The sequence below is a fragment of the Gordonia sp. (in: high G+C Gram-positive bacteria) genome, assembly GCF_012515855.1.
In the GTDB taxonomy this organism is placed as follows: domain Bacteria; phylum Actinomycetota; class Actinomycetes; order Mycobacteriales; family Mycobacteriaceae; genus Gordonia.
The window spans coordinates 1-1597 of the sequence record NZ_JAAYXO010000196.1 but is presented as its reverse complement, the minus strand read 5'-3'; the positions used below and the strand labels follow the sequence as shown (position 1 = coordinate 1597).

The following is a 1597-nucleotide window of genomic DNA, read 5'->3' as shown; positions in this document are numbered from 1 at the left end:
TTCGGCGCCGATTTCGGCGCGGTCCGGGTGCACGCCGCCAGCCCGCTGCCCGAGCGAGTCGCCGCGGACGCGTTCACCCTCGGCGGGCGCATCCACTTCGCACCCGGACGGTACGAGCCGTCGAGCCCCAGCGGCGAGAGGCTGCTGGCGCACGAGCTGACCCACGTCGTGCAGCAGGGCAGTCACGCGACCGTGCGCCGCGCCCGCACCGCGCTGACCACCAAGCAGGTTGTCAGCATCGTGGACAAGATCCCGCAACTGCGGAACAAGCTCTCGTCGACTGATCGCACCGAGACCGTGCGGTCCCGGATCGAGGCGTCGCTGCGCGCCTACAAGGCGCACATGGCCAAGAAGCAGGACGAAGACGTCGACCTGCGCGACGCGATGATGCTGTCGACGGCCCTCGGCCAGATCGCCCGAGCCTTCGCCGAGGAGCTCAACGACCCGTCGGTCGCCGCCACGCTGATGCCGTCGCTGTTCGACGCGTTCGAGACCGAGATCGGCGCCAAGCTCCGACGCAAGAAGCGCGCGATGAAGACACCGGCCCGCAAGAACGTCTTGGCCCTGACCAAGGCGCTTTCGGGGGGCGACCCGGTCACCCAGTACATGCACCGCGAGATCCGCAAGGAGGTGGCCGCCCAGCAGATCATCACGATGGCGTCGGCCGACCCCGGCCTGACCCCGGTCAAGGTGTTCGAGCTGATGACCGAGCGGTGGGAGGCGGCGATGTCGACGTACACCCCCGACCAGCAGTTGAAGACCGTCAAGGACCCAGCGGGCTCCTTCAACCGCGCCGAGGCACACGGCGAGTACTCCAAGTACTTCTTCGAGAAGACCTTCGGCTCCGACACGCCGACGTGGCAGGCGGGCGGCGCGGGCGGCGCCGAGCAGCTGACGCTCACGGCCGATGCGGCCAAGAACCTCGCCGACCTCCGAGCCGAGGTCCTCGCTCCCACCCAGCAGACGGCGGTCCAACCGCGCGCCGGGATCACCACCGCCAACCAAGAACGTCATCTCGCGGGTCTGGAGCAGGCCGAAGCCGCGCTCGGATCGGTCGACAACGACTTCCTCACGGTGTTCGCCGACCGGTACCTGCTGACGTCGGCGGCCGCCCAGAAGCTGTTGGCCGACGTCAAGACGTTCCTCAGCCAGGACATGAAGTTGACGATCACCGTCGAGCTGGGCAAGTGGTTCGGGAGCGACGCCGCTCCGAAGACACCGAATCGCAAGTTCGCGCCGGCGACGGCGCGCAAGGACACGACCGCGCTCGCGAAGCTGTTCGGCAAGCCCGGCGTGGCCGGCACGGTCGATCACCTCCCGACGTGGGACGACACGGGCCTCGGTGCCTCGGCCCGGGGACCGAGCTATCTGCGGTTCCGGCACTGGAAGGACCAGTTGATGACGGGCCTGCAGAACATGTCAGGTGCCGAGATGGCGAGCTTCGGTGCCGCGAACATCAACTGGGAGACCGTCAAGGGCGGCGACGATCGAGCCAAGCCGGGCACGAACTACTACGGCGACCTCCACTTCGTCCTCGACCGCAGCAAGTTCGCCAACCGGATCGTGTTCACCGCCACCGACCACGGCGAACCACGCC

Annotated in this window: 1 protein-coding gene; it reads left to right on the top strand. The window is 68.2% G+C overall.

Annotation, left to right across the window (positions count from 1 at the left end; genetic code table 11):
- Positions 1 to 1597, top strand: a 1597-nt coding sequence (locus tag GX543_RS14225; protein ID WP_290852782.1) for a DUF4157 domain-containing protein, incomplete at both ends; no start/stop codon positions are given.